General features: G+C 68.3%; 22 protein-coding genes and 4 pseudogenes. 18 read left to right on the plus strand and 8 right to left on the minus strand.

The features are described 5' to 3' along the window. Window positions 1-121: 121 nt before the first annotated feature. On the plus strand, window positions 122-2,155 hold the full coding sequence (locus ACFVST_RS21845; RefSeq protein WP_390154502.1) for a Helicase associated domain protein: 2,034 nt from the start codon (window positions 122-124) through the stop codon (window positions 2,153-2,155). A gap of 961 nt (window positions 2,156-3,116) precedes the next feature. Here ACFVST_RS21845 and ACFVST_RS21850 read toward each other — a convergent pair. After that, on the minus strand, window positions 3,117-3,941 hold the full coding sequence (locus ACFVST_RS21850; protein ID WP_390154504.1) for a hypothetical protein: 825 nt from the start codon (window positions 3,939-3,941) through the stop codon (window positions 3,117-3,119). A 699-nt stretch (window positions 3,942-4,640) separates the two neighbouring features. After that, window positions 4,641-4,856, minus strand: a complete 216-nt coding sequence (locus tag ACFVST_RS21855) for a hypothetical protein (protein WP_390154507.1) — start codon at window positions 4,854-4,856, stop codon at window positions 4,641-4,643. A 483-nt stretch (window positions 4,857-5,339) separates the two neighbouring features. Here ACFVST_RS21855 and ACFVST_RS21860 point away from each other — a divergent pair. Continuing rightward, a pseudogene (locus ACFVST_RS21860) lies at window positions 5,340-6,082 on the plus strand (IS5 family transposase); the annotation flags it as partial. Here the strand turns inward: ACFVST_RS21860 and ACFVST_RS21865 are convergent. Then, complete coding sequence (locus ACFVST_RS21865) at window positions 6,060-6,422, minus strand: VOC family protein (RefSeq protein ID WP_390154510.1); 363 nt, start codon at window positions 6,420-6,422, stop codon at window positions 6,060-6,062. The pseudogene ACFVST_RS21860 and the gene ACFVST_RS21865 sit on opposite strands and share 23 nt — an antisense overlap. 52 nt (window positions 6,423-6,474) lie before the next feature. Next, the gene (locus tag ACFVST_RS21870; protein WP_390154511.1) at window positions 6,475-6,825 is read right to left on the minus strand and encodes a hypothetical protein; all 351 of its coding nucleotides are present in this window, start codon (window positions 6,823-6,825) and stop codon (window positions 6,475-6,477) included. Between the two features lie 166 nt (window positions 6,826-6,991). Between ACFVST_RS21870 and ACFVST_RS21875 the strand changes: the two genes are divergently transcribed. From ACFVST_RS21875 to ACFVST_RS21885, 3 genes are read left to right on the plus strand one after another with little or no spacing between them, the layout of a single operon-like run. Then, window positions 6,992-7,237, plus strand: a complete 246-nt coding sequence (locus tag ACFVST_RS21875; protein ID WP_390154514.1) for a ribbon-helix-helix domain-containing protein — start codon at window positions 6,992-6,994, stop codon at window positions 7,235-7,237. Continuing rightward, window positions 7,234-7,608 (plus strand): toxin Doc, encoded by a 375-nt coding sequence (locus ACFVST_RS21880; protein ID WP_390154517.1) that lies wholly within the window; start codon window positions 7,234-7,236, stop codon window positions 7,606-7,608. Before ACFVST_RS21875 ends, ACFVST_RS21880 begins: the two co-directional genes overlap by 4 nt. A gap of 37 nt (window positions 7,609-7,645) precedes the next feature. Beyond that, a complete protein-coding gene (locus ACFVST_RS21885) occupies window positions 7,646-8,221 on the plus strand; it encodes a transcriptional regulator (protein ID WP_390154520.1) in 576 nt (191 codons plus the stop codon). Between the two features lie 125 nt (window positions 8,222-8,346). On the opposite strand, the gene ACFVST_RS21890 is transcribed toward ACFVST_RS21885, so the two are convergent. Beyond that, a complete protein-coding gene (locus tag ACFVST_RS21890; protein WP_390154522.1) occupies window positions 8,347-9,006 on the minus strand; it encodes a hypothetical protein in 660 nt (219 codons plus the stop codon). 272 nt (window positions 9,007-9,278) lie between these two features. Between ACFVST_RS21890 and ACFVST_RS21895 the strand changes: the two genes are divergently transcribed. From ACFVST_RS21895 to ACFVST_RS21910, 4 genes are all read left to right on the plus strand, one after another. Next, on the plus strand, window positions 9,279-9,902 hold the full coding sequence (locus ACFVST_RS21895; protein ID WP_390154525.1) for a hypothetical protein: 624 nt from the start codon (window positions 9,279-9,281) through the stop codon (window positions 9,900-9,902). 83 nt (window positions 9,903-9,985) lie between these two features. After that, window positions 9,986-10,447 carry a DUF3592 domain-containing protein gene (locus tag ACFVST_RS21900; RefSeq protein ID WP_390154528.1) on the plus strand — a complete coding sequence of 154 codons (462 nt, stop codon included), beginning with the start codon at window positions 9,986-9,988 and terminating at the stop codon, window positions 10,445-10,447. Then, window positions 10,444-11,334 (plus strand): hypothetical protein, encoded by an 891-nt coding sequence (locus ACFVST_RS21905; RefSeq protein ID WP_390154531.1) that lies wholly within the window; start codon window positions 10,444-10,446, stop codon window positions 11,332-11,334. The genes ACFVST_RS21900 and ACFVST_RS21905 overlap by 4 nt, the downstream gene beginning before the upstream one ends. Continuing rightward, entirely contained in the window at window positions 11,331-12,020 is a 690-nt protein-coding gene (locus ACFVST_RS21910; protein ID WP_390154533.1) for a hypothetical protein, read from the plus strand. Before ACFVST_RS21905 ends, ACFVST_RS21910 begins: the two co-directional genes overlap by 4 nt. Before the next feature lie 384 nt (window positions 12,021-12,404). Here the strand turns inward: ACFVST_RS21910 and ACFVST_RS21915 are convergent. Continuing rightward, window positions 12,405-12,637: pseudogene (locus ACFVST_RS21915) on the minus strand (IS5/IS1182 family transposase); the annotation flags it as partial. Between the two features lie 171 nt (window positions 12,638-12,808). On the opposite strand from ACFVST_RS21915, the gene ACFVST_RS21920 reads away from it, so the two are divergent. Continuing rightward, entirely contained in the window at window positions 12,809-13,129 is a 321-nt protein-coding gene (locus ACFVST_RS21920; RefSeq protein WP_390154536.1) for a hypothetical protein, read from the plus strand. Here the strand turns inward: ACFVST_RS21920 and ACFVST_RS21925 are convergent. Then, on the minus strand, window positions 13,071-13,514 hold the full coding sequence (locus ACFVST_RS21925) for a hypothetical protein (RefSeq protein ID WP_390154539.1): 444 nt from the start codon (window positions 13,512-13,514) through the stop codon (window positions 13,071-13,073). The genes ACFVST_RS21920 and ACFVST_RS21925 overlap by 59 nt on opposite strands. A 338-nt stretch (window positions 13,515-13,852) precedes the next feature. On the opposite strand from ACFVST_RS21925, the pseudogene ACFVST_RS21930 reads away from it, so the two are divergent. The 4 genes and pseudogenes from ACFVST_RS21930 to ACFVST_RS21945 form a co-directional block, all read left to right on the plus strand. Then, window positions 13,853-14,050 (plus strand): annotated as a pseudogene (locus tag ACFVST_RS21930) (helix-turn-helix domain-containing protein); the annotation flags it as partial. Window positions 14,051-14,177: 127 nt separating this feature from the next. Beyond that, the gene (locus ACFVST_RS21935) at window positions 14,178-15,155 is read left to right on the plus strand and encodes an XRE family transcriptional regulator (RefSeq protein ID WP_390154571.1); all 978 of its coding nucleotides are present in this window, start codon (window positions 14,178-14,180) and stop codon (window positions 15,153-15,155) included. A gap of 186 nt (window positions 15,156-15,341) precedes the next feature. Beyond that, window positions 15,342-15,476 carry a hypothetical protein gene (locus ACFVST_RS21940; RefSeq protein ID WP_390154542.1) on the plus strand — a complete coding sequence of 45 codons (135 nt, stop codon included), beginning with the start codon at window positions 15,342-15,344 and terminating at the stop codon, window positions 15,474-15,476. A gap of 658 nt (window positions 15,477-16,134) precedes the next feature. After that, the gene (locus ACFVST_RS21945; RefSeq protein WP_390154574.1) at window positions 16,135-16,710 is read left to right on the plus strand and encodes a hypothetical protein; all 576 of its coding nucleotides are present in this window, start codon (window positions 16,135-16,137) and stop codon (window positions 16,708-16,710) included. 321 nt (window positions 16,711-17,031) lie between these two features. On the opposite strand, the pseudogene ACFVST_RS21950 reads toward ACFVST_RS21945, so the two are convergent. Continuing rightward, window positions 17,032-17,544: pseudogene (locus ACFVST_RS21950) on the minus strand (helicase associated domain-containing protein); the annotation flags it as partial. 327 nt (window positions 17,545-17,871) lie between these two features. Here ACFVST_RS21950 and ACFVST_RS21955 point away from each other — a divergent pair. From ACFVST_RS21955 to ACFVST_RS21970, 4 genes are all read left to right on the plus strand, one after another. Continuing rightward, window positions 17,872-18,087 (plus strand): hypothetical protein, encoded by a 216-nt coding sequence (locus ACFVST_RS21955; protein ID WP_390154544.1) that lies wholly within the window; start codon window positions 17,872-17,874, stop codon window positions 18,085-18,087. 236 nt (window positions 18,088-18,323) lie between these two features. Then, window positions 18,324-19,628, plus strand: coding sequence for an endonuclease/exonuclease/phosphatase family protein (locus tag ACFVST_RS21960; protein ID WP_390154547.1), 1,305 nt, complete (start codon window positions 18,324-18,326; stop codon window positions 19,626-19,628). 548 nt (window positions 19,629-20,176) lie between these two features. After that, a complete protein-coding gene (locus tag ACFVST_RS21965; protein ID WP_390154550.1) occupies window positions 20,177-20,638 on the plus strand; it encodes a hypothetical protein in 462 nt (153 codons plus the stop codon). 3 nt (window positions 20,639-20,641) lie between these two features. Beyond that, the gene (locus ACFVST_RS21970; protein ID WP_390154553.1) at window positions 20,642-20,899 is read left to right on the plus strand and encodes a hypothetical protein; all 258 of its coding nucleotides are present in this window, start codon (window positions 20,642-20,644) and stop codon (window positions 20,897-20,899) included. Window positions 20,900-21,347 lie beyond the last annotated feature (448 nt).

Raw genomic sequence — 21,347 nt, forward strand, 5'->3', positions numbered from 1 at the left:
CCCACCAGGATCTCCTCCGGGAGAGAAGCGACCCCATCCGGGCGGCCTACTGCATACAGGAGGATGAAGACCCAGTGACCCCAACTCCCGTGCCCCTCGCCTCCTGAGGATCCATGCTCCGATGCCGCCCGATACCCCTTCCACCAAAGCCGCCCGCCCCGGACGTCGTGTGCCGCGTCCGGATCAGAACGCGGCCATCGACGCGGCGGTCCGGCACCTGAAGCACCCCCGCTCGCGCGGACACATCGTCTCCGCGTGCGGGACCGGCAAAACACTGATCGCGCTGCGCACTGCCGAGGCGCTGGACACCTACCACCTGCTGATCGCGGTGCCGAGCTGGGACTTGATCGCCCAGTGGGCCCAGGCCGCCCGCGCCGACGGCCGCCCAGAGCCGTTGATGGCCGTGTCCTCACTCGACGCAGGCAAGCACCCGCTACTCGCCGACGCCGGCGCGATGAGCACGGGTTCGGGGGAGTACCTGGCGTACTGGCTCGCCCAGCGCAGGAAACGACGCGAGCGGGCGACCGTGTTCGTCACGCTCGACTCCCTGGCCCGGATCGAGGAGACCCAGCACACGGTCTTCCCGGTCCCCGTCTTCGACCTCCTGGTCGTGGACGAGGCGCACCGCACCGCCGGGTCCTGGGACAAGCAGTGGACGATGATCCACGACAACCAGCGCATCCCGGCCGACCGCCGCCTGTACCTGACCGCGACTCCCTACGAGTGGGAAGCCCCGCGCCTGACCGAAGCCCCGGATACCCGCCCGCAACCCAAGCGCACCGCGGCCACCGCCCCCGCCTGGGAAGCCCCGTCCCTGATCGCGTCGATGGACGACCCCAAGGTGTTCGGCCCGCGTCTGCACACCTACTCCCACGCCGATGCGATCGCCGACGGCGTCCTGGCCGACTACCAACTCCTGATCCCCACGATCACCGACACCGACCTGCGCACCCTCCTCACCGACAAAGACGCCCAGACGGGATTCGGTCCCACGGCCCGCCGTACGAGCGCGCTGCACCTGGCCGTCCTCAAGGCCATGCGCGAGCACGACCTGCACCACGTGATCGTCTACTTCCAGCAGATCGCCGACGCGAGCGATTTCGCCCGCCAGTTCCCCCACACCCTGCGCATCCTGCCCGAGAACCAACGCCCCTCCTGGGCAGAGCACTTGAACGTGCAGTCGATCAACGGCACCCACGCCCCCGAGCAGCGCCACACCATCCTCGACCGCTTCGCCAAAGCCCCCCGCGGCATCCTGACCAACGCCCAAGTCCTCGGCGAGGGCGTCGACCTGCCGGCCGTGGACGCGATCGTGTTCGCGGACCGCACCGCGAGCGTGCGCCGTATCGTCCAAGCTCTCGGCCGCGCCCTGCGCAAGCCCCCCACGCTCGACCACAAGATGGCGAGCCTGGTCATCCCCGCCTACACCCCGCCCGACGCCGAACCCAGCGACCTGCTCGGCACCCCCTACGAGGCCGTGTGGCTGATCACCGCAGCGCTGCGCCACCACGACCAGTCCATCGCCGCCCGCGCCCCGCGCAAGAACGCCAAGCGCCGCCTGGAGACCGACACCCACCAACTGATCGCGCGCCGCTTCCGCTTCGACTTCACCCTCAACGCCGACCACATCGCCCGCGCGATGGACCTGATCGCCTGGCCCTCCGACAGCGCCGTCCTCTCCGCGCCCCGCCGTGCCGGCCTCGCCGCCGCCATCCGTTACCACGCCGAACACGGCCACCTGCGCGTCCCCACCGACTACGAGGACGCCTACGGCTACCGCCTCGGCTCCTTCATCACCGGCCAGCGCACCGCCTACCACCAAGACGCGCTCACCCCCGACTGGATCGCCGAACTCGAAGCCCTGGGCATGGTCTGGGACGAGAACGAAGCCTCCTGGCAAGCCAACCTCGCCACCGTCGAGGCCTTCCACGCCGTCCACGGCCACCTCGCCATCCCCGCCACCGCGCCCGGCGGACAGTTCCTCGTCGATCAGCGCGCCCGCGCCCGCAAAGGCCTCATCACCCCCAGCCGCGAGCAGCACTTCACCGCCCTCGACTCCAACTGGCAGCTGCCGTACGGCCCCGACTGGCACCGCAAATACCACCTGCTACGCCGCCACATCGAAGCCGGCCACGACCCCGCCACGCTGTCCTGATAGGACGAGACGAGGTACAGCAACTCGCCGGATACCTCCTTCTCGACTACGACGACCGGTACAGCATCCGCGAAGTCGGCTTCTACCTCTCCCGCCAGGGCACCATGATCCGCTGGAGCGTCCCCGAGTTCCTCACCACGCTCGGCGCCCACACACCACTTCCACAGATGCGCGCCGAGCTACGCAAGCACCTGGGGCGCAAACGTCCCGCGTAATCCATGGGACGACACGCGACCTGCCGGGTGAAGCACTCCACCTGCTTCAATGAAGATCAGTCCGAACGTGCCCGTTGGTACCGGAAGATGGCCGAGCTGTTTATCCGATGGCCTGCATCTGCTACACCACCATCGGCACCTCTCAGCCGCCTCCCAAACCGGCCCTGGAAATCCCGAATGGTGCGGCAGCCGTGACAGGCGCCGGACTTTCAGACGCGCGTTGGGTAACGGTGCTCGGCCCAGACGGGCGGGCCGGAAGTGTTCCTAACAGAAGTGGCACGCAAAATGTAGCGACGCATCAAAGGCTCCCGCTCCCGGGATCACGGCGGGCGGCGGCGACTATGTGACCAAGCCGTTCAGCCGCGCCGTGCCCTCAGCAAGACACGGGTGGCCACTGACAGCGGCGCTGGCCAGCGTTCCGCTCCAGGGCGGCTGCACAAGGGCAGTGATGGCCCCCGCCTTCCTACGCGAGCAGAGGCGTCGGATCACCCGCTCGGGCCGGATGCACCTCCAGGCCGCCGTCGGCATTCAGCACGGGCGACGGCCAGGATAGGTACGCCTCGCCGTCCTCAGGTCACGCTCGTCGAAGTCGCCGACAAAGATGAGCACGCCGTGGAGGAGTTCCACCTTTTGCGCGCCGGTGGGCCAGCGGACGAGCAGAGCCTCGGCGGTCATGGGGGCTGCTGGCGGCAGCAGGTTCGGTCCTGGCATGCACGGCGTCCTCTCGTGCGGTGGCAGACGATCTGCTACCGCGTCCGCTCCACCTGACCATGCCGGTCATGGTGCTGGACTGCTTGCTGGGGAAAGGCACGGGCCATCCAGTCCGCTGGGGCGCCGACCTGGTGCAGTGTTGCGATCTGCCGGTCGTAGTCGTGCCCTTCGGGGCTGGCGTGAACGCGCAGGTAGATAGGGTCATCGTGGCCCGTGGTGCGGCCATCGAAGTAGAAGTCGCAGGTGTGGTTCCAGCGAAAGGGAGTGTCCGGTTCGGCGCAGCGGCAGAAGCGGTGGGACTCGCGAACCGGCAGCCCCCAACGTGGGTGGCACAGTCGTTGCAGGAGCTGGTCGTGCCAGCGTGCCCTGGGATGGGCGGTGCGAGCGTCGATCTTCCAGCTGTCGGCGTCGCCCCAGCACTGGACCCGGTAGAAGGCGGTGACGGTATGGAAGAGCGCGATACGTCGCAGCAGCCCGCTGCCCACCGCAGCCCGCCTGGCCCGGGCGCCTTCGAGACTGGAATAGACGCTGCGGCACTTGGATTCCACGCCGTCGAGCTGCGGGGCTGTCCACAGTGGCCGCAGACCGTTGTCGTCACACCAGCGCCGGTGCCGGCACTCGATGTCCGCCCAGTTCTCCCTTAGTCCCTTGGGCAAGGCGAGTACGAGTGTGGCTGTCTGCCCAGGATCTTTCACCATGCATAGGTGCAGATGCCGACTGTCGATGCCACTCATCCGCAGGCCGGGGATCCCGTGCGGCTCGTCGCCGCTTCCCGGTGCCGGAGCCGCGGGCAGTAGCCGGCTCAGACAGTACTCGGGGAAGGAATACCGCTCGTGGCCCATGTAGGCGTCGAGGTACAACGTAAGGGACGTGGCGGTACTGCTCAGGGAAGTGACACCGAAGGAGTGGGCGCATAGGCCCGGAGTGGTGCCCAGTTGCTCAAGGACAAGGCTCTCCAGCCGTGCCTGTGCCGACGAGGCCGCGGGCGCCGGGTGGTTGATGCGAAGGGCAGCGCGGCGGGACTGCCCACTGCACTCGGACCAGTAGCGGAGTTTACGGGCTTCCCACGAAGAGCGGTCGCTCACGGCAGTGCCTTCCTGACGCGCCTCTGCCCGACCCGGCACGTCAATGAACACTGACGAACTGCTGTGTGTGACTCCGTGGTGCAGGCCGGTGCAATGCCACGCTCCTTGCGTTCCGGTACGCCGGATCGGGCGGCGGTCGAAACGGGGCCCGCCTCGGGCCACCGCCCATCATCCCGCCGGTGACCGGCTCAGGCCGGCGACACCGCCTCGGGTTCACTCGGACGGGCGGGAGCCCGGAGTCTGAGTTCCACCGCGGTCGACGACGGTGCGCAGCTGGCCCAGGAGCGTGTCACGTACCCGCTCGCGGCGAGCCGCACGCTGTGTGTGGGCGGCTGGCCTCCGTTGCTTTCGCGGGCGATGGGTACGCCTACAGCGAGCGCTACAGCAGCGAGTTGTCGCTCACCGCTGCCCTCGGGCATGGGGACGCGGCGGCTGGGGCGGCGGTGCTGCTGAAGGATGCGGCGGGTTCGGCGGTTAGTCTTCAAGCAGTTCCTGAAAGGCAGGGCAGCCGATGGCATGCCACTCCCGGACAATGACCTCGCCTTCGTCCAGGACGACTTCGCCATGCCAGGGATGGCAGTGGTGGCACGGCCAGATCTCGTACGCGGCGCCGTCCTTGTCGAAGGCGTGCATGTCGATCGAGCCGACAGGCGCGGTGTACGTGGTGTTCGACCTTTGATCGTCGTTCATGAGGTCAGTATCAACTGCCGCAGCCTCCTTGGCGGTCGGCCGCAGACCTGCTGGAGAAGCGCTTACTATCGCCGAACGTGGCCTGAACGCTGGCCCCACGACCGGTACCTGCAGCCTGCAGTCGCCTTGGACCTCGTGCAAGGACGCCCTTTCGGCGGCACGGACCTCACCTGGGCCGCCGCCCGCACCCAGGAGATGCTCACCCGCATCACCGACGTCGCGCATACCCAGGCGACCTGGCACCGCACCGCCTCACTGCCCGACCTCGACGCAGCACGAGACGCCGTGAAGCAGGGCCTCGACGTCGACGACAGCGCCGAAACCCTCTACCAGGACTGGATGCTGATCGAGGAAGCCGTCGGCAACCGCTCCGGCGTCACCGCCGCTTACGAAACCCTCAGCGACGTGAACCGTCGCCTCAAGATTAGTACTGAAACAGACGGCTACCCCAGCGGCAGCACTTGCCGGTCCGCGGGCACTGGCCCCGTACTCTCCTGCCCTCAGGCGCCCGGGACCGTGCCTCGGGTCTACAACCGGCTGCGGATGTGGGCTGTCGACGGCACGTGGGAGCGGGTCTTCACCACTTTGGTGGCCCAGGGCGACGCGGACGGGGACCTCAACTGGGCCGTGTCGGTGGACTCCACGATCGTGCGGGCTCACCAGCACGCGGCCGGGGCCCGCAAAAAGGGGCCCCGGCCGGCGAACCTGACGACCATGCCATCGGCCGGTCCCGCGGCGACTGACCACGAAGATCCACCTCGCCGCCGACGGCCGCTGCCGCCCACTGGCCTTTCACCTCACCGCCGGACAGGCCGGTGACGCGCCCGCCTTCACCGACGTCATGGCCCGCCTGCGCGTTCCTCGTCGGCGAGGACGGCTCCGCACCAGGCCGGACCTGGTCCTGGCCGACAAGGCGGTACTCCTCGCGCGCGATCCGCCAGCACCTGCGCAAGCGCGGCATCCGGGCAGTGATCCCCGTCCCCGCCGACCAGCGCGGACACCGCCTACGCAGGGGCAGCCGCGGCGGCAGACCACCGGCCTTCGACCGTGAGACTCACAAGCGGCGCAACGCTGTCGAACGGTGCATCAACCGCCTGAAGCAGTGGCGCGGGATCGCCACCCGATACGAGAAGACCGCCACCGTCTATCTGGCCGGACTCCACATCATCGGTATCTTCCTCTGGTCTGCCCGATCCTTCATCCTCAGACGTGACTGTGGACGTTGATGACACTTCCGTCGGGTGCCTGAACAAAGAAACGTCGGATTCCCCATGGTTCCGTGGTCAAGGGATAGACCACCTGGTGCCCCTGGCGCTCGGCTGCGGCGTACGCGGCGTCAACGTCCTCGACTTCGACCGCCAGAGTCGAATGGGCGGTATGCGGGTCCCATGAGTCTGCGGCAGGGGAGACCACGGTCATCTGCGCCGTCGGGTTACCGGGCGAGGCCAACATCAAGAAGCCGGGCTCGTCCATACGCACGTCCATGCCCAGGAAATCGCTGTAGAAGCTTCGGCTCTCTTCGACGTCCTGGGTGACGACGTTGGGCATGATGCGACGGATCGTCATCCTCGCACTGTAGCCGAGGACCGCTCCAACAACTTGATCCAAACAAGAGGCCCTAAGCCTCGCTCTCACCGGGCCCCGGCTCTGCGGCGTGCTTGAGGGCATCGCGGGCCGCTGGCCGCTCGTCCGGCGACAGCTGACCCCAGAAGGAGTGGGTCACGATCGCCTCTGCGAGACCGACCTCCCGCCCCCGCAGAGCAGTGACCTGCTGCTGCTCCCGCTCCGTCCAGCCCGGGGACTCGTCGCGGGCCGGCGAGGCGTCGCGCCAGTAGTTCTCCGGGCGCCGCCAGGCCTCCAACGGCTCGACCGAGTACGGCAGCGCCGCCAGGACGTCATGCAGCTCGGCCCGGACCTGGACCATGTCCGCCTGCATTTTGAGGAGATCGTCAGGAAATTCATACTTCACACCCTCACCGTAGTGCGCTGACCAGCAGGTTCCAGGGGCACACCCCGTCAGCGAGCTGGCGCTGCTTGCCACCGGACGCCCCGTTCCGTAGCCCTGCCGCAGGTCATCGCCACGGTCCTCGCGGAAGCACCTGACGCTGCTGTACGTCTTGCTGTACGGTCGGGGTATGTCGAAGCCAGTGACCATCCGAGTCCCCGACGAGCTCGCCGCGCAGCTCCGGGAGCGCGCCGAGACCGAGGGCACCACCGTGACCGCGCTCATCACCGAGGCCGCGCGTACAGCCGTGCGCGACCCCCGGCTGGAGGATGCCGCCGAGGTCTTCCGCACGTTCGTCGCCGACAACGCGGACGCGTTCGACACGGCGTTCCCCGACGACGCCCCCGCCCGGCAGGACGCGACCCGAGCAGCGTGACGGAACTCTCGATCGACATCCGCTGGCTCCTGGAGCGCCAGACCGAAGTCCTGCCCAAGCAGCCACAGATCCACGACTTCTCCAACCTCGTCGCCGCCGTCGCCAAGCACCGCGTCAACACCCCGCAGATCGGCACCGCGGTCGACCCCGCCTGGCGCGCCGCCGCGCTCATGTACGCGATCGTCCGCCTGCGCCCGCTGCCCGCCCGCAACGCCCTGTTCGGCGCCGGCATCGTCGTCGCGTACATGAGCGCCGCAGGCCAGACCGTCGACCCGCCCTACGGCGCACTCATCGACCTCGCCCGCGACATCGACGCCGGCCGGACCGACACCTACGACACAGCCGACCGCATCCGCTCCTGGCGGCTGTGAGAACGACGACCAGGACGACGAAGGGGGGAGAGGGGAAGTGCCTGACAGGAACCTGGATTTCGGCAAGTTCGGAGCCCGCGGCGTCAAGGGCCATGAGGCTGTGGCCCGCCAGCTCGACGCCTTTGCAGGGTTCATCGCCACGCCCGTTACGCAGCGCCGGGGCCTGATGGCTCGCCTCAACTACCTCACCCGCTCCGAGCGCGCGAAGGCGGCCGCCCGCGAGGCCGGCCTGCAGGTCACCGACCGCACACTCAGGCGCTGGGTGGAGGGCAAGGCCTCCCCCTCCAAGATGAGTCTGGCCCAACTGGACGCCGCGTACCGGCAGGTGCGCCGCCAGAACGTCGCCCGTCATCTTCTGCAACGCCTCAACCGGCAAGGCCGCGGCACACGAGTGGAGTTCCACCCGCTCAACCAGTCCCAGGTCCCCCGCCCCTACCAGCGGGCCATCTCTTTCCGTACCCTGAACGTGAGGAACTGGGACCAGGTGGTCGAGGCGTGGGCGGCTGACGACGATCAGGCCATGGACGAGGCGTGGTTCATGGGCATCACGACGGACCTCGGATCCGACTACGGGTCTTACGAGTACGTCATGAACATAGGCTTCGCCGCCTAACGACGATCGACGATACGAACCACGGCCCCGTCGGCGACCTCCTGTTTGCCCCTACTGGGCGGGCGCGATGACGCGCAGGATGTCGTCGACGAGCTGTTGCGGGTGGGCTTTCCTCAGCGTGGTGTTCAGGGTCGTCCAGGTGCGGAAGACGGTGGTGCCGTCGGGTTGCTTCCGCCCGTCCGACTCCCGGTGGACCGTCCACTCGCAGTCCCCTCGGTTGAAGCGGTACTTCTCGTCGTTGCTGGCGATCGTGATGTCGCAGCCCACCCGAAGCCGTCGTCGGCGTCCTCGTACGCGCCGTCGGGGTGGCGCCGGTTCAGCGTCACCGCCAGGCTGCTCTGCTCGGTGAGCAAGGCGGCGACGGCCACCACGGTCTCGTGGGCGCTGCCCGGCAGGGGAGCGGTTCCGGGGGCGGCGTGCAGGGCGCGCACGGTGGTGGAGCCGTGCCGGTCGACCAGGCCGTGGATCGTCTCGGACACCGTCCGCAGCGCCGCCAGGGCGTCGGCAAGATTCGCCGGCTGCCCGGGCCCGGCCGGGGCGCGCAGTTCGGCCTCGCCGCGCTCGATGATCCGGCCGACCGAGCGCGTGAGCTCGGTCAGGGCGTCGGCGCCGTGCCGGAGCTGAATGAAGAGCGCGGAGGCGACCGCTGCGGCGTCCTGCGGGGTGTAGAGGGACCACGTGCTCGACAGAGCCTGGACCGAGGCGCCAGCGGTCTCGGCGGCCGCGCAGGCGATCTCCATCGAGTCCTCGGGATCGTGCAGGCCGTACTCGACCGCGGTGCGCATCTCCGTGACGTAGTCGCTGGGTTCGTCGCCGGTCCGCTCGTACAGGGCGGTCCAGGGGAGGATCGCTTCGCCCCCGGCACGAAGTGGCAGGTGTATGCCTTCCGCGATCCGGAGCTGGCCGATTCAGTCGTGTTCCTTACCGAGACGCACGATGAGGTGTGGCGCAGCGGCTGGAAGCTCGACGGCGTCCGCATCGGCGGCGAGGGCGGACCCGTGAAACCCGGCCCGGGGTCGCCGTTTCTCCGTGCGGGATCGACGTGGGAGTTCGCATCATGACCGGCACGGCAGGCGACCGGCGGGCAAGGTCGGTGAACAGGGCGCGCGGTTCGATCTGGACCGACGGCGGGACCTGGGTCTGCCTGTTCCTGGCGGGCTCGGCTCTGCTGGCCTGGGGCATCCTGTCGTTGCCATTCGACGGTGTCGTGCGCGGTGTGATCCTGTTCTTCGCGATCATCGCAGCCGCGGTCGCCTGCGGCCTCGGATGGCTCGAAACAATGTCGAACACTCCCCTGCCTCCGCTGGACCGCACCCCCAGGACGGCGCGGGTGCGCGAGATCCGTGAATGGGACCAGCCCGACACGATCGCCGAGGTCGAGACGAAGCGGATCGTCGTCGCCTACGACGGAGCCGACGGCAGCACGCACACGGCATGGCTGGGCGACCTCATCCACGCCTCCTCGATCACCGGTTTCACCCCCGGAAGCCGATGGCAGGTATATGCCTTCGCCGACCCGGACCTGGCCGACACCATGGTCGTGCTCACCGAGGCACACGACGAGGTGCGGCGCAGCGGTTCCCTGGTCACCGGGCTCCACGGCAATCGCGAGTTCCTGACCCTTCGGCAACCGACATCGGGCTCTCCGTTCCTGAACGACACGCACAGGTTCGCGTCATGAGGCAAGACGTCGAGAGGTGGATGGCAGCGGCACGCACGCCCGAGACGCGGGCGCGGATCCGCCGGTGGGCGATGCTCCGTCGCGTGTTCTTCGTCCTCATGGTCGCCAGCGTTCTCGGGTTCGTCGTGACCCTGGCCGTGTCTGTGGTCCTGGAGCTCCTCGGACACGAACTCCCATGGTGGGGCCCGGTGATCGCGCTCGGTGTCGTGCTCGCCACGGTCGCCCTGTGGGGCGTCGCCTGGAATCTGCTCGACGCAGCCCGGTATCTCGACGGAGAGGAGACGGTGGGAACCATCACCGAGGTCACCGCCGACGACAGCATGGGTCCCGAGTCGAATCCCGCCTACGACATGCTGATCACCGCAGAGGTCACTGGTGGTGGACGCATCCGACGTGCGGCGCGGGAGTCCCCGCGTGACGCGCCGCGCCCCGGGCAGCGCATCCGCTTCCGCCACAACACTCGCGATCCCGACGACCTGCGGGACATCCTGTTCCTGAAGTTCGTCGACGGGACGGCTCAGCGATCAGATGAGGAGGCCTCGTGAACGGTAACCCCTCTCTCGACTATGGCGTCCTGCGCTTCCATGCCGAGAACTCCTTCGATGGTGTGCGGAGGAGGACTGTGCGCTGGGTGCTGCTGGTCGTCCTCGCGCTGGTGCTGGCCGCAGTCGTCGTGCTGTGGGGCGTCCGGGTCGCGGAACCGGGCGGCGGTGCGCCGCCGTGGTGGGTGTTGGCCCCGGGCCTCGCCGCATGGTTGTTGCTGTTGTGGGGCGTCTTCGAGTTCCTCGGGCTGCTGACCGCCTGGCGGCACGTAGGCTGGTCAGTCGACGTGTATGAGCACGGTGTCGTCGAATCGCGCTTCGGCACCGTGCGGCAGGCGATGCCGTTCTCCGGCGGCGTCACCGACCAGGGCCGAGCACTGTTCACCTCCCCGCGACCAGACATCGGCACAGGCCGACTCACCGCCCCGTGGAAGGGCGAGTTGAAGCAAGCGCCCTCAGAACTCCGTGCAGCCGCGCAGCCGATCCTGGTGCGAGAGGCCGTGTCGCAGCTGCGAGCCGGACAGAGCGTCGTCTTCCCGGGCAGGCGTGCGGGGAAACCAGGGATCATGCTGACGCCGGACAGTCTGAGGCTTCCCGACGGGCGGGAGTTCGCGTTGTCGAGGATGCGGGTCCAGTACTCCATCTCATCCGGCGATGGCAGCGCGGACCGGATCACCGACGACCCGGCTCGAGCCGACGGATTCCATATCCTCACCGGCGACGGGGACCAGGGTTTCCGAACCAGGGGCGGCTATGGCGTTCCCGGTCTGGAGCGACGCAGCCCCAACCTTGCCGTGGTGCGTGAGGTGCTGAGCATCCTCGTCGACCCGGACGGGCACCGGACGATGCACCGGGCACAGCGCGCCCGACAGGAACAGGAGCAGCCATGACCGACCAGCAGACAGCGAAACCGTCCCTGCTCCGACGCATCTGGAAGGCGATCGACGAGTTCACTCCGCCGCCGGAACCGCGCCCGACCCCGAGCAAGAAGGAGTTCTCCGAGGGCCGCGCGGCCATCGGCATCATCCGCTCTGCGGTATCGAACGACGCTCCCGAAGGCGGGCAGATGGACGACGATCTCGTCATCCACATCGACACGAGTGACGACGGCCAGCCTCTGACGCTGCTGCGGACGGTCGGGTGCCCGCTGCCCGGTCCTGGTGCGGGCCAGCGACTCATCGGGACGCAGGTCATCGTCCGCCACACCACCGTCGACCCCGACTACGACAACGACATCCTCGTGACACGATGGCCGACGCACGTCACAGAAGCCCTCACACCCGTCCGCTACGAAGGTCCGGGAGCGTTCCGCGCCCGCATCTGGAGCATTCTCGCGGGCTGCTTCTTCGTCATCGGATACGCCGGGGTCATGCTCACCCCGGTCCTACTGTGCAACCTGATCTTCGGCTCGTTCACCGGCACCAACATGCTCGCCGATGTCTTTCCCCGGCTTCACCCGGCCGTCGCCGTCGCTGTCAGCATCGGCGTGATCCCGGCAGGCATGTTCCTCGGCTGCGTCTGCCTCACACGCCGCGACAGGTTACGCGAGGGAATGACAGTGAAAAGAGAACGATGACCAGCGACGCTCGCGAGACCTTCACCTCGTCGTGGCCCGCCGATCCGGCTGCGGCGTGGGAAGAGGCCGTGCGCTCACCCGACCCCGTCAATCGCCTGAGCGACCCGCCCGACATTGACGCAGCAGACGCGGCCTCGATCGCGGCAAGGGCGACAAGGACCCGGCCGAGTGGATGCCGCCGGCCGCCTCCGCCCAGTGCCAGTACCTCTCCGACTGGGTCGCCACGAAGCTGCGGTGGAAACTCACAGCCGACCAGGACGGCAGACAGCCCTGAAGAAGTTCGCCAGCGACTGCCCCGACACCAACGTCCCCTTCCTGCCCGCGCCCTGACCACCAGGAGGCGCTTCTGCTCCCGGCTCCGTCAGGCAGTGAGCCTTTCCAACTTCACTCTGAGCTGGCCAGGTGGAGGGTGGGGCAGCCTGGGCAAGGCTCGTGATGCGGGTGGTCGAGCAGCGGAGCTTGCGGAGGATTCGCCGGGACTTGAGGGTGGCGACGGCTGGCCCGGCCAGGGCCCGGATCTTCGCGCGGGACCGGTTGACGGCCTGCCGGCCTGTGGGCAGCGTCTCCCGCCTGCCGCGGTGGGGGGGGACACGGACCGTGCCCCCGGCTCTTTGGTGTCTGAGCCGGAGTGCGTGGACTCTCTTGCGTCCACGTACGCGGTCTGGCGCTCCTGAAGGTTCGGGCCGGGGGGACAATCCGCACGCGCGTTTTCGGGAGCACCAGAGGGTTGATGTGCTGCCTAAGGAAGTTGATGATGCGTCACCGGCAACTGCCGGTAGCCTGCGGGAATGGACGACTACGTGCGCCCGTACATCGACCCTGACGACATCGACGCGGCGGTGTGCGGCATCTGCCCGTCGAAGCGGCTGCCCCGTGAGGGCTTCGTGATCTACGACCGGCCGAACCGGGAAGCGCCGTTCGATACGGCGGACGGATTCCGGTACGCCACCGGCCCGGAGGGGCGGAGGGTGCCGGCCTGCGTCCACCCGCACAAGATCGGGCTGGACCCTGACCGGACCGCTCCGCCCGCTGAGCCGGAACCGCTGCCGGCTACGCCTGAGCCGGAGGCGCGGGGAAGTCGATGGAGGCTTTTTGCCCGCGGTCGGTGACCCCGATCGACTCGTACAGGCCGTCCAGGTACCGGCGACGACGCTCGGCCTCGGCGGCCGGGATCCAGTACCGCTCGTTCACCGGCCCGAACGCCTGCCGGTACGCCTGGTGCGTGTAGTCGCCGTGGGTCCACGGCGCGTTGTTGATGCGCTCGTTGACGGTGGAGTGCACGAACGGGTGCCCGGTCCGTTCCTGTACGCGGGACAGGGCCGTGAACTGGGCAGTGAGGGCGTGGATAGTGACGTCGACCGGCACCGGGACGGGCAGCTCGGCGGCGAGTTCGTCGCCCCCGGTCGCCTCGTACACAGCCGTCTTGAGCGCCATCACCTTCAGCGCGGTCTCCAGCAGGGGCCGGGCGTCGCGGGTGACGTCGAACTCGATCACCAGCGGGCCGCCATAAAAGTCGTCTCACTCACTGCTGTACGCCGCGCATCCGTCCATGACGGTGGTCATCTCGGGGTCCTGGTACCAGTCGGTGAGGATCTGACGGGCCTTCTCGGCGATCGTCTCGGGGCGGGACGGGTGAGCGCTGCGGACACGTCGGTTTCCCTTCGCTCGGGGCTGTACCCCCTCACTGCACCGCAGCCGCCGCATGCAAGGGATCGCTGCTCCGGTTTCCTCAACTCCTATGCGGAGCCCGCATAGTTCATGCCGAACCGTGACGGTATGTTGACCGCCGACTACCGTGGTGGTGTCCCCGCGTGCGGGACGGTGGAGGTCGCATGACGAGTCTTCCAGTGGCGCTGACTCCGGACCTCGGCGCGGTGATCCGCGGCAGCCGGGTAGCGCAGCGCATGTCGCAGACGGAACTCGGCGCGCTGCTCGGCTACACGCAATCGTGGCTGTCGCGGGTGGAAGGCAACCGGCTCACCCCGAGCTGGCCTGATCTGGTACGCCTGGCACGCGTGCTGCGTCTGTCCTTAGGGGACCTGACCCCGGAACGGGCCGCGGGCACGGTGCCGGCGGGCACTATGGTGCCCGAGGCTGAAACCCGGTGGAACTGGAGGACGATGTGCGGCGCAGGACCTTCCTCACAGGCGCGCTGCCGTGGGGGCCACGGCGGCCGCGCCCGCAGCGCACGCGGCCTCCTCCCGTTCCTCCGGTCCACTCGACGGGCTCGACGACCTGCTCACCTACGGCCTCCCCCGGCCGGCCGGGGAAGCGTCCGTGCCAACGGTCGCGGCCGCCGTTCAGGAGTCGAGGACGCAATTCCTCGCCTGCCGGTATACGGACCTCGCCCGCACACTGCCGCAGCGCCTCGCGCTCGCACAGGCCCTCGGCGATGACGCCGGGCACACAGCAACGGCCCAGCTGTGGTGCGTGGCGAGCAGGGTGGCGATCAAGTGCGGCGATGACCGGATGACCGCTGTGGCAGCCGACCGGGCCGTCACAGCCGCCGCACGGGCCTCCTCGCCTCTGGTGATGGCCGAGGCCCTCCGGATGGTCTCCAGCGCCCACCGCCGCCACGGTCAGCACGAGCGGGCCACTCAAGTCGCCGTCCGCGCAGCCGACATGCTCGACTCCGCGCACGACACCCACCGGACCGGCCTGCTGTCCACCCGAGGAAACCTGCTCGCCACGGCCGCCTACAGCGCAGCCAAGGCAGGCGACGGCCCTGGAGCACGCGACTTGCTCAACGCGGCCCGCTTCCACGACCGCGAACTGGGCCGCAGCATCAAAGCACCGGGCGCTTGCGGGTACTTCGGGCCCGCACAGGTCGCCCTGCACGAGGTGTCGGTACATCACCTCCTCGGAGACGCCGGCGCGGCCATCGCCACCGCACGGGGCATTCCGACCACCGGCCTGCCCCGCGAACGGCGCGTGCGACTGCACTGGGAAATGGCCCGCGCCCACCTACTGTGGGGCCGCGACCGGGAATGCCTCGCACAGCTCTTCGAGATCGAGCGCCTCGCCGCCCAGGACGTAAGGCGTCCGGCCGCACACGCCCTCGCCCTGGACCTGGCACGCCGCGCCCAGCCCGTACCGGGCGCCCTGGCATTCACCCGCCGCATCGGAGCTGCCTGACTGGCATCCGGTCAGGGCTCCGCAATACCGCGACCGTGACAGAGGGATCAGCCGCGGTCACCGGCGAGTGGCGCTCGGACCGGTCACGGCGCCTGTGTCTTCGGTGGTTTGGCCGCGGGGCAACGTGTGGCGCCGGGCTGGCAAACTGGCACAAGGCGCCTCTGGCCGAACGGGAAAGGACCCGAAATGGAGCCTTCCGAGCAGCCGCGGGACGCCGAGCGCGGTGAGACCTACGTGCTGGGCGGTCGGCTGATGGTCATGCCCGGTCTCCCCAGTATCCGCTGCGTGGCCCGCAAGGTGACCGGTACGCGCGTTGTGTGACCCACCTGCCGAGCCTCCCCACCTGGAGAGAGTCCCTTCTCGGGCTCCCCACCGGCAGCGGCTTGCTGTGGGTACGCGCCACACGGGTCCCTGACCACCTCGTCAACCAGTTCACGGCCCAGCACTGCAACCGCCGCCGCTCCGCAGCCAGGCCGCTTACAGACGACGTCGCACCGCAATGGGAAGCCTTCACCCCCGCGCGGCACCCCGGCGCCCACACTCTCTCGCTCCCGAACGGCCAGTGGACCATCCTTCCCTTCACAGCCGACTGTGGGCGCGGCACCGACGCTGGCGGGTGAACCCCACGCCAGCCGCGTTGTTCCCATGTTTCGGGTTCGTGCCCTGGTCAGCCCACCCGGCCCCCGCGCTTTCCGGCCACTGCCAGCCCGCGGTCCCGCCTCCGTAGTCACTCTGCTGTGCTGCTGCCGCGCCGTCGTCCCGTACGAGACAGCCGTCCCACCCCGCCCTCGGCGCCGTGCGGCCATCGCTGTGAGCGACCGTCCCGCTCCCGCCAGACGGCTCTGCCCGTCGAAACCCAATGGAGGTCCGCCTCAAGGCGCAGCCGAATTCAGCCTCACCATCCAGGGGGATCCGGCACTGCCCGCTCTCGGCGCGAACACCGGGACCTGAACAAGGTTGCGCCGCATAGGTTGTGAGCATGTCGAACTTCGCTGATCAGCTTCGGACCCGCCTACCCGATGACTTCGTGATCCCTGAACCCTTGGAACGCGCATGGTCATGGATGGAGGCCCAGGGGTGGGGCAGCAGCAACTCCCATGACTACTACCTGACGCCGTACGCGGGCGAACGGCAGCTCGGGGTCGTGTTCTCGCCGGGCCTCACGCTCGATGGCTGGTTCGAAGCCGGTGACACCGGCTTCGATCGACTCGTACCGTTCGTCGACCTGGACGGCAGCGGGAGCCTCGGCGTCCTGTGGAGTGACGACAGACGCGACATTCAGGTGGGCGCACTCGGCGGGGAAGGCCAGGTCTCCCTACTCGCGGAGAACACGCTCGACTTCCTCCGTCTGGTCGCCATCGGGTACGAGGAGGTCGGCTCATACCTCGACGGCGAACCCGAAGACGAAGAGGCCGTCGAGGGGCACGCCGCGTTTCGATCCTGGGTCCAGGACGAATTCGACGTCGTGGTGCCCAACGCCTGGCGATACGCGGATCCCGACCCGTTCAACGCCTGGGTGTCGGCGGTGAAGGGAGGGGAGCACACCACGTACTGAGGCCGTGCCGTGGAGTCGAGGCCGGTGGGTGGTCGCTAAGGGTTCTCCCGTAACTGATATTTGGCAGCACGAGAGTGGCTGGCCCGGATCGCAACCCGGATCCCCCCTTTTTTTATTGGGAGGCACCGGACTCGGTTCACCTCTGGGACCGCACGACACAGCAGCGGCTCGTTGTGCTTTGGCCCAGTTCCCCACCGGGTACCCGCCCCATACCGCGGTCGCCGGCGGGAGGAAGTGTCCGCGCGAAGCCGCCCACTCCCGGGCCGCGGCAAGGCCTTCTTCGAAGGTGTGGTCCTGGTGTGACCACACCATCCCCAACTCATCCAGCTCCGCGATCCGCTCGACGTCGAGCTGCCCGGCCTTGCGGGCCTTGCGTCGGGTGGCGAGCCAGGTCCCGAGGGGGAACCGGGCGGGTGTCCAGTGCTCGGGTGTGATGTAGTTGTAGAGGACTCGGAGTTGCTCGGCCCTGGTCTCCTTCACCCACCGGGCTGCGGCTTCGATGCCGCGCCGCCAGTATTCGTTCTCGGGTTCCAGTACCCGCAACCGCACGAATCGCGCGAGTTGCGCGGGGTCCCTTGGTGAGGAGAATTTCAGCAGCTCCCGCGCCCCGGCACTCACCGCCCCGGCCGCCGCACCCTCGCCTTCGCTTGGGGCCCCGTCGTCACCCGGAAATTCTTCCCCGTCACCAGCACCAGCGGCTCCACCGGTGTCTTCTCTGGTCCGACTGCCGCTTCGGGCTCGGGAGTCGGTGAGGGCTTCGATGGTCTCGGTGTCGTGTGCGCGGAGCGCGGAGAGGATGTTTGCGAGGCCCTGGTATGCCGCGGAGGACAGCATGTCTTCGGGATTCTCCTTTTCTCCGAGGAATGCGGGAACGACGAGCGAGGCGACTTTCCTTGCCCGGGGCGCATTCTCAGTGCGCGCCCGACCATTTGCACGATGTCGACCATCGATCCGCGTACATCGCAGAAGGCGACCGAGTCCGCGATCGTGTCGACGCCTTCTCCGAGGACCTTTACCGAGGCCAGTACCCGCAGGGCGGCGGGCAGCAACTCGGGCCCGGCGCCCCCCCCGGCGCCTGGTGCTCGTGCTCGATGACGTCGGAGTCGAACTCCTTCAGCACCGCCCGCCGGTGGGCCGGCGGGTGGTCTCCGTACGCCGTCGGTGGCCGAGACGCTGGACTGGTACATCCGGTGCTTCCCCGCCGAGGCGTACACCACCATCGGGGAGATCCAGCGCCAGGCCCACCACACCTGGAAGGCGCCGGCGGCGGACACCCTGAGCGCGCTGCGCTCGGCGCTCTCGCTCGACGGTGAACTGACCGACGAACAGCGTGCGACGTACTTCGCCCTGCTCGAACCGCACGAGGACACCGACTGACCCGTCCGCGCCGCCGCACGACGGGGGCCGGAGCCAATGCCAGTGGCTCCGGCCCCCGTCGCGTGGACAGGCGGTGTCAACCTCGTACAAGCGAGGTTGGTTTGAGGGGCCGTCCTCTTTACGCTGGGGCCGCCTTTCATATGGGCCTCAACGGAAACAGGGGGGCGGACGCTATGCGTCTACCGGATGTTCCTCGGAGAATCAGTACCGTATTTCTGATCGTCGCGGCGGCGTTGATGCTGGTCGTCTCCGCGACGGCTGCTGCCGCGCCGTCGCCCCCGGCGGGGAAGCCCGCGGCAGCTGCGGCGGATAATTCACTGAAGGTGCTGAGTTTCAATATGGCGGGTGGCTGGACATGCACCGTCAACCGTCCCAACGAGCCGGGCGAGGATGACTCCAAGCTGTGTGACGAGAGGGACCCGGGGGGCGAGGACGGGGCGCCGTACGACGCTGAGCGCACAGAATCACCGAAGGCGCTCAGAGACTCGATCCTCACCAACAAGCCGGACATCGTACTGCTGCAGGAGGCATGCCGGGACTGGACCACGGATGTCGCCGCTGCGGTGGGGTACACGTACGAGTTCCAGGCCGCGACGGAGGGTACGGGGGCAGAGCACGAATGCAAGATCCGTGAGGGCGGGGAAGAGTCCCGTGACCACGATTTCGGAGTTGCCGTCCTGACCGCCCCTGGTCTCGGGGCACCCGAATTCACGGAGTACAACCTCGGTAATCAGGGCGATGACGAGTACCGCTGGATGCTCTGCGCGGACTTCGCGGCACGTAATCTGACCGCCTGCTCCGGCCACACCAAGGAGCTTTCGCAGAGCCAGACCGACAAGGCGGCGGACGTGCTGGCCCGAGAGTACCCGGGCCGGACGAAGATTCTCGGTGCGGACTTCAACGCCAGTGATCCGTACGGCAGTCACGAGAAGCAGATGAACAGCATCTACCATCCCGCATACACGGATGGTGATGGTGCCGCCGTGCCGAACACCTCCGGTGCCTATCAGGAAGTCTTCAGCCCGTGCGGTGAGAGCATCGCCGAGGAGTCGGCATCCGGTGTGCGGTGCAAGAGCTATGGCGAGGGAGATCATTCCCGGCCGAGCAAGCATGTCGTCTGGCTGAACAAGCAGAAGATCGACTACCTGTTCGTGTCCGAGTGGGTCACCGTCACCTCCCGGGATGTCACCGACGCCAAATTCTCCGACCACCGGATGCTGTGGGCCACTCTTGACGTGCCGTCACACGGCGCCGGCATCCCCGTTTCCACCACCGGGAATCTGCTCGGATACGCCAGCCCGTACAGCGGTGAGGTCACCGGTCTTCTCAACGGCGGGAAACCGAGGGTCTACTGCCGTCAGTGGGGCCGGCAGCCGGAGGGGACGCCCACGAATCACTGGTGGCTGCTGACCGACCTCGACGAGGGCACCCCCTGGCAGTTGCAGTGGGTCTCGGCAACGGGCCTCGCCAACTGGGGTGACGACGAAGCCCGGGACGACACGGGCAAGAACCTGCCCCTGTGCGCGGGGAAGATCACCTGAACCGTCGGCCATCCAGCTGACGCCGGTGTCGGACGGTCTGATTCAGCCGTCCGCGCCGGCGCAGCCGTGTTCGGGCCAGTTGACGAGTTCGATGGGCCGGTCACCGGGGTGTCCCTGGGCCAGGGCGGGGCGGCGGAGCCAGGTGAGCTGGACGACGGCCCACGGGCAGGGGCGGACGGCGACGGGGGCGTCCTCGCAGCCGACCGGCAGGCCGCGGCGGAGAAATAGTGCGCCGGCGCAGCCGATCCTGTCGGCGGCGTATCGCCGTCCACGATCAGCCTGCAGCTCAAGAAGATGCGCTCCAGGGGTATCGACATCTCCACCCGCAGCCCCGCCCGCACCGGTACTGCCCGCACTGGGGCGGCGACCTATGACGCTGCAACCGGGGCAGTGACTTGCACCCGTTGTCGGTACCCAATGGGACAGTAGTGGCATAACTGATTTCTCTCTTCATCTCCTGGTTTCTCAACGGCAGTTCGAGGCGGAAGAGCTTCCGCCTGTGGCTTCCGCCCGCGGCTTCCGCCTACACCGGACGGCAGCTGCGACGTGTGCAGCTGCAACTGCAGGTACCGGGCCATCTGCAGGACGATCTCGAAAGCGACCTCAAGGCCGCTGCCGCTTCTGCTGGACAACCCCTTGCGGGGGAGGGCACCGTCTGGCTGGTGTCCGGCCACAGTTACTCGTACACCGACAACGCGCAGCCGCTCGTGTACACCCACCGTCTGGAACTCCAAGAGGTGGAAGACCTTCAGGCATCCGCCGTGGAGGTCGCAGGGCTCGCGCTCACCCCGATCCTGTACAAGGAAGACGTCCACGAAGAAGCGCTCATGGTGTTTCTCGTCGCCGACGTCTCCAGCAAGGAAGGCGAGCGCCTGGAGGAGCTCATCGTCACGCAGGAGGACCGGTACGTCGACGTCGTCCGCCGGGGCGTTAGCGAGACCCCGTCCGCATGCGCTTCGGCCGCTGTCTGTGGCAGCAAGGTGAAGGCGGCGCCCGGCGCTACAACCTGACACTTGTCGCCGACGAAGGCCAGCCGGAGCCCCCCGCTGGGCACCGCGGCGTTCAACCAGCCCCAACTCGGCCGCACCACCGAGAGGACCGTCGCCAACGCCAAGGCGTTCGACCTGCTCGTGGAGCAGCTTCGCTCTCAAGGAGTCCTGACCGAAGAGGTCGCCACCAGCATCAAAGCTGCCGCACTTCCGCACGACCTCACGCTTCGAGAGAGCCGCGAGTTCTGCCGCACGAGCAAGATCGAAAACTTCTGGAACTGAGTTCCTACCGATGAGGCAGGACGGCCGGTGCGCAGCCCACGGCATTGCCCCACCAGAGTCTTCCCGGCAGCGGCCGCAGAGCGGCAGTCCTCGAGTTCGTCCGCCGGCGGCGCGTCCGGACCGAGCACCGGCACGATCCGCAGGAGGTTCTCCCCTGCCTCGGCCCACAGCCCCATCGGCCGTTCCGCGCTCCGCTCGAAGACGACGTCGCCGTCCGGGCCTTCGCCGGTGCGGACCCGGGCCAGCGTGCCGACGCCGTCCTCGGGATGGTCGGGCATGAACGCCACAACGGTCCTGTACCCAGGCCCCTCGGTCACGCCGAAGACGTGGCCGCGCCCGGCAGCGAGAGCCGCGCCCACCTCGTTCAGCCCCTGGCCGCCGTCGGCCGCAGTTCGCAGCCGGCCTACGTGGGTGTCGGCTCCGGGCGCAGCGAGGCGAGCGGAGAGTC

This window comes from Streptomyces sp. NPDC058045, assembly GCF_042885635.1.
Classification (GTDB): domain Bacteria; phylum Actinomycetota; class Actinomycetes; order Streptomycetales; family Streptomycetaceae; genus Streptomyces.